Source organism: Arthrobacter sp. Hiyo1 (genome assembly GCF_001263615.2).
GTDB lineage: Bacteria > Actinomycetota > Actinomycetes > Actinomycetales > Micrococcaceae > Arthrobacter.
Genome location: NZ_DF952470.1, coordinates 210464 through 215715, shown reverse-complemented (window position 1 = coordinate 215715; position 5252 = coordinate 210464). Strand labels below are relative to the sequence as shown.

Genomic DNA, 5252 nt, shown 5'->3' with positions numbered 1-5252 from the left:
CCCGCGGCTGCGCTCGAGTTCGTCGCGCATCGCATTGGCCAGCAGGTCAGCGCGATGCAGACGACGCCGAGGACGAGGCTTGGCCACAGGACAAGTGGGTGCCTTGTAGAGGTTGATGAAGCCGTCGTTGAGCATGCTCCCCCACGTGGGGATGTTGAGGTCGCCCAAGCCGAGGAATTCCAGGCCGGCCTGGATGGCGATGGCGATGCCAAGGACCATGGCGGACTGGATGATGACGGGTGCGCGCACCACCGTGAGGATGTGGCGGCCGATGATCCGGAAATCACTGAGCCCGGAGACCCGTGCCGCGTCGACGTACAGTTCGTTGCGCACCGCCGTCACGCAGGCGTACACCAAGCGGAAGTAGGCCGGGGAAAGCAGGACGCCGAAGATCATCATGGACAACCACATCGATGGCCCCACGACGGCCCGCGCGGCCAGCAGGATGACGATGCCGGGCATCGCCATGAGCAGGCCGGTGAGCCATGAGGATACCGAATCGAACCAGCCGCCGTAGTATCCGGCCACCAGGCCGCCGGTGACGCCGATCGCGACGGCGACAACCAGCGCCAACAGCGCCCCGGCCAAGCTGAACTGTCCAGCGAAGAGCAGACGACTGAAGACGTCACGGCCGGCACTGTCCGCACCCAGCACGTGGTCAGGGCCGGACTTGGCCAGGACCGCCTGCAGGCTGGCCAGCCCTGGGTCGTGCGTTGCGAGCACAGGTGCCAGCACCGCGGCCAAAGCCACGATCGCGAGGACCAGCATGGATACGGCGCCGGTGGGGTTCGTGAGGAGCTTGCGGAACAAGGAGACTTTGGCTGCCTGGGTGGGCAGTGCGATGGAAGTGTCGATCATGACAGCCGAACTTTCGGGTTGAGCCAGCCTTGGGCGAGGTCGATGATGAGGTTGACGATCACCACGATGGCGGCGGTGGCGACGACGACGCCCATCACCACCGGGATGTCCCCCTGGCTGGTGGCGGCAACGGCGATCTGCCCGAGGCCGGGCAGCGCGAAAATCTGTTCAACGATCACGGCACCGCCGAGCAGGCCGATGAACTGGACCGCGAGGACTGCCAGGGCAGGACCGCCGGCGTTGCGCAGTACATGCCTGTACACCACCCGGTTGAAGGAGAGGCCGCGGGCCCGGAGCGTGCGGACATAATCCTGGCGGAGGGCATCGATCAGGGAGCCCCGGACCTGCTGGACCACCGAGGCGATACAGCCGATCGAAAGGGCGATGATCGGCAAGGTGACCGTGGCCGCCCAGCCGCCGAACGACGTCGTAATCGGTACATAGCCGGTGGCCTTGAACCACTTGAGGTTCAAGGCGAACAGGGACACGAGTCCCAAAGCGATGAGGAAGCCGGGAATCGCGAATCCCAGGACGCCCACGAACTGGACCACGCGGTCCACCCAGCCCCGGCGCACTGCGGCCAGGACAGCGATGACCACGGAGATCACGGCCGCGATGATGGTGGCGCCCAACACCAGGGAGAGGGTCACCGATACCCGGCTGGTGACGCCGGTGCTGACCAGTTGGCCGTTGAACCACGAGCGTCCAAGGTCGCCGGTGACGGCGTGGGTGAGCCAATCCCAGTACTGGACCACGAGCGGGCGGTTCAGACCCAGCTGGGAAGCCTTCAGGGTCACCTGGGCCTGGCTGGCTGTGGGGCCCACGATGCGGCGGGCGATGTCGCCGCCACCCGCGTACAGCAGCAAGTAGGCGACCGTTGTAATGACGAACAGCAGGAGGACGCCCGAAAGCAGGCGGCGCAGCACGAAACGGTACATCAAAGTTCCTTAAGGGAAGGTTCCTGGGGCCGCCGGGCCCGGACCGCGGCTTGGGTCAGCACGTGGTCCGGTCCCGGCGGCTGTCCGCTAGGAGGCGGGAGAGAAGGACCAGATGAACGGGTAGGCGTTACCCGTCTGGACCTCGACCTTAGTCTTGGCGTCGGTGACGAAGCTGGACTGCGGGCGGTACCACGGAGCGAACCATGCCTGCTCCACGATGTATTTGTTCAGTTCCTTCGCGGCGGCTGTCTGCTCATCGGTAGAACCGACGTGGATCTTGTTGATCAGCTCGTCCACCTTCGGGTCCTCGTACTTGTACGGGTTCCACGGGGCACCGGGAGCGATCTTCATGTTGATCAGCTGCCAGTCGGACTGCTGCTCCAGGATCATGTAACTCACGCCATACTTCGGTGCCAGGAGGTCGGCGATGAAGTTGTTGCCCGTGTCCGTGAACTCCGCCGTGATGCCGACGTCCTTGAGCTGCTGCGTGATGAGCGCAGGGAGGGTGTTGCCCATGAGCGCCGAGGACGGCAGCTTCAGGGTCAGCCCGCTGGCGTATCCGGCCTGGGCAAGCAGTTCCTTGGCCTTGGCAGGGTTGTAGGCGTAGCGGGAGTCCAGGGACTTGTCATAGGCAGCCGACGACGGCGGGAACACCTGGGTGGTCAGCTCGCCATAGCCCTGGCCGATTGACTGCAGCATCGCCTTGGTGTCGAAGGCGTAGTTGAGTGCCTGCCGGACGCGGACGTCCTTGAGCGCGGGGTTGGTGGTTCCGGCCCGGTCAAACAGGATGAGCCCTGCCCAGTTCAGCTGGAGTGGGTTGACCTTGTACCCGGCAGCCTGGATCTCGGTGAGCGTGTTGTTGTCGGCGGTGTTGGCGGCGTTGAGCTGTCCGGACTTGATGGCGTTCAGCAGGGAGGTCTGGTCACCGTAGACGTTGAGGACAAGGTTGTCGTAGTGCACCAAACTCTTGTCCCAGTAATTCGGGTTGCGGTGGTAGCTGTAGGACGTGCCGGTCACGGTGGCGGCGGTATCCAGCACATACGGACCGGAGCCGACGGGTTTGGTGGCGATGTCGGCGTTGCCGAAGGACGCCGGGCTCTGCATGAAGGACGCGTCCTTGGACAGGTAGTTCAGGAACGCCGGGTCCGGGGCGGACAGGGTCAGTTCCAGCGTGGTTGCGTCCACGGCTTTGGCAGTCTTCAGTGCCGCCATGAACTGTGCATCCGGAGACGTTCCTGCCTTGAAGCGCTCAAGGTTCTGCTTCGCGGCGTCGGCATTGAAGGGGGTGCCATCGGTGAACTTGACGTCGTCACGCAGGGTGAGCGTCAGGACGGTCTTGTCCGCGTTGTACTTCCAGTCTTTGGCCAGCATCGGCACGAGCGAGCCATCCGGCTTCATCCGGATCAAAGTGTCGTACACGGCTTGGTAGAACGGCGACAGGTTGGCGAACTCGGACTGGTTTGCAGCGAAGGTCTTGGGCGCCAACAGCGCGCCCAGGGTCAGGGTTTGGGAGGACTGGTCCTGGGGGGCGGCGGCTCCGCCACCACCACAAGCAGTGAGCCCCAGGGCAACAGCCGCAATGACTGCGGCCATTCGCTTGGATCGGAACATCTTTGGTCCCTTTCACGATCAGTGGCGTCCACCATGGACGGCCATTGGGAAAGACCGTAACATCAAAAACCTAGTGACCACTAGGTTTTAGCCGAACTTTTTGAATCGTTATGAAATGTGACGACGCGCACAGTGGTTGACCAATTGATGGACTTATTGAAAATCGACGTTGTTAGGGTTGATCCATGAAAGAGACGGCGGGCGGCATCCAGCCCGAAACGGTGCGCCGAGGGCGCCGCGGGACTTATGCCAAGACGGAGGCCCGGAGGCAGGAAATCCTGAAGGCCGCCTTCGACGTCTTTTCATCCTCGGGATACCGCTCGGGCTCGCTGAAGGACGTGGCGGACAAAGTGGGCCTGACCCAAGCAGGGCTCCTGCACCACTTTCCCAGCAAGGAAGCCTTGCTTGAGGCAGTCTTGACCTTCCGCGACGACGAGTCCGCGATCTACACCGGGGCCCTGGATGCCAAGGGTGCGGACTTGCTGCACGCCATGGTGGATCTGACCCGGCACAACACCACCATCCCAGGCCTCGTGGCGCTGTACTGCGTACTGTCCGCGGAAGCCACTGACCCCGAGCACCCCGCCCACGAGTACTTTCTTGAACGGTACGAGCGGGTACGCGGCTTGCTGAGCGATGCTTTCTCGCACATGGCGGACGAAGGCACGTTACGGCCCGGCGTCGCGCCTGCCACAGCGGCACGCCAGCTGACCGCGCTCATGGACGGCTTGCAGGTCCAGTGGCTTCTCGACAACGATTCCGTGGACATGCCCTCCGAAGTCGCGGCCTACTTGAATGCCGTCACGACCGAAAGCTTTTAGCCCAACTAACTCGCAGTAAGTGTCGTTATGAGCCCTCAAAACGACATCTACTGCTAGTCAGTTGGGTGGGCCGGGGGCTCAGGCGTCACAGCGCCGTCAGGCCGCCGTCCACGGTAAACAGCCCGCCGGTGGCGTACGCGGAATCGTCGCTGGCGAGGAACACCATGATGCCCTCGACGTCGGCCGCGGCTCCGGGCCGGCCGAGCATCGTGGAGTTGACCAGGCCGGCACGGCTCACGGGATCGTCCGCGATGGTCTGCACGAGCGGGGTCTCGGTGTAACCGGGCACTACGGTGTTGACCCGGATTCCGGCTGCGGCATAGTCCGCCGCCACGACCCGCGCCAAGCCATGCACCCCGGCCTTGGAACTCGTATACGCGGTGAAGGTCTGCCCGCAGGCCACCACCGCGGTGGGACTGCCGGTACAAATGATCGATCCGCCACGGCCTTCCATGGCCCGGACAGCGTGCTTGAGTGTGAGGAAGGCCCCGCGCTGGTTGATGGCGACGGTTTTTTCCCAGACCGCCAAGTCCAGGTCCCCGACACGGGCATCCTGCCCGAACAGCTGCACGCCGGCATTGGCCACGACGACGTCGAGCGGTCCGTCTTCCGCCACGGCAGCGTAGGCCGCAATGACGCTGGCTTCGTCCGAGATATCCATGCGCAAAGCCTGTGCGAGGGCTGATCCCGTGACAGCGGCAGCCTTCTCGGCGGCTTCCAGGTTGATGTCGGCGAAGTACACGCGGGCGCCTTCGGCGACGAAACGCTGGGCCACGGCCAGTCCGATGCCGGAGCCTGCTCCCGTGACAAGGGCGGTCTTGCCGTCCAGCCGTTTGCTCATGGTTGTTCCTCTTTCAGTTCAGTCGACGCGGCGGACAACCGCAGTCCATGGCTCAAATTCAAGATTGGTGGTGTCGCTACCCGGGAGCCGGACGACGACGCTCAGCGGTTGGGCAGTGAGGTTGGCGGCAAACAAAACCGTCCGGCCGCCGTCGCGCACGGGATACAGCACGACGCCGGGCAC

5 protein-coding genes are annotated in these 5252 nt (G+C 64.0%); 1 reads left to right on the top strand and 4 read right to left on the bottom strand.

Annotated features, from left to right (window positions below):
* The 3 genes from AHiyo1_RS09925 to AHiyo1_RS09915 form a co-directional block, all read right to left on the bottom strand.
* Positions 1-858, bottom strand: an 858-nt coding sequence (locus AHiyo1_RS09925; protein WP_253257250.1) for an ABC transporter permease, incomplete at its 3' end; no start/stop codon positions are given.
* On the bottom strand, positions 855-1796 hold the full coding sequence (locus AHiyo1_RS09920; protein ID WP_059388463.1) for an ABC transporter permease: 942 nt from the start codon (positions 1794-1796) through the stop codon (positions 855-857). The genes AHiyo1_RS09920 and AHiyo1_RS09925, both read right to left, overlap by 4 nt.
* 87 nt (positions 1797-1883) lie before the next feature.
* Complete coding sequence (locus AHiyo1_RS09915; RefSeq protein ID WP_059388462.1) at positions 1884-3407, bottom strand: ABC transporter substrate-binding protein; 1524 nt, start codon at positions 3405-3407, stop codon at positions 1884-1886.
* A gap of 185 nt (positions 3408-3592) precedes the next feature.
* Here AHiyo1_RS09915 and AHiyo1_RS09910 point away from each other — a divergent pair, with 185 nt between their 5' ends.
* A complete protein-coding gene (locus AHiyo1_RS09910; protein WP_059388461.1) occupies positions 3593-4228 on the top strand; it encodes a TetR/AcrR family transcriptional regulator in 636 nt (211 codons plus the stop codon).
* A gap of 85 nt (positions 4229-4313) precedes the next feature.
* Here the strand turns inward: AHiyo1_RS09910 and AHiyo1_RS09905 are convergent, their stop codons facing one another.
* Positions 4314-5069 (bottom strand): SDR family NAD(P)-dependent oxidoreductase, encoded by a 756-nt coding sequence (locus AHiyo1_RS09905; RefSeq protein WP_059388460.1) that lies wholly within the window; start codon positions 5067-5069, stop codon positions 4314-4316.
* Positions 5070-5252 lie beyond the last annotated feature (183 nt).

Coding starts and splice junctions, on each gene's coding strand:
- AHiyo1_RS09915 (WP_059388462.1), bottom strand. CDS start 3,407: ATGTTCCGATCCAAGCGAATGGCCGCAGTCATTGCGGCTGTTGCCCTG.
- AHiyo1_RS09905 (WP_059388460.1), bottom strand. CDS start 5,069: ATGAGCAAACGGCTGGACGGCAAGACCGCCCTTGTCACGGGAGCAGGC.
- AHiyo1_RS09910 (WP_059388461.1), top strand. CDS start 3,593: ATGAAAGAGACGGCGGGCGGCATCCAGCCCGAAACGGTGCGCCGAGGG.
- AHiyo1_RS09920 (WP_059388463.1), bottom strand. CDS start 1,796: ATGTACCGTTTCGTGCTGCGCCGCCTGCTTTCGGGCGTCCTCCTGCTG.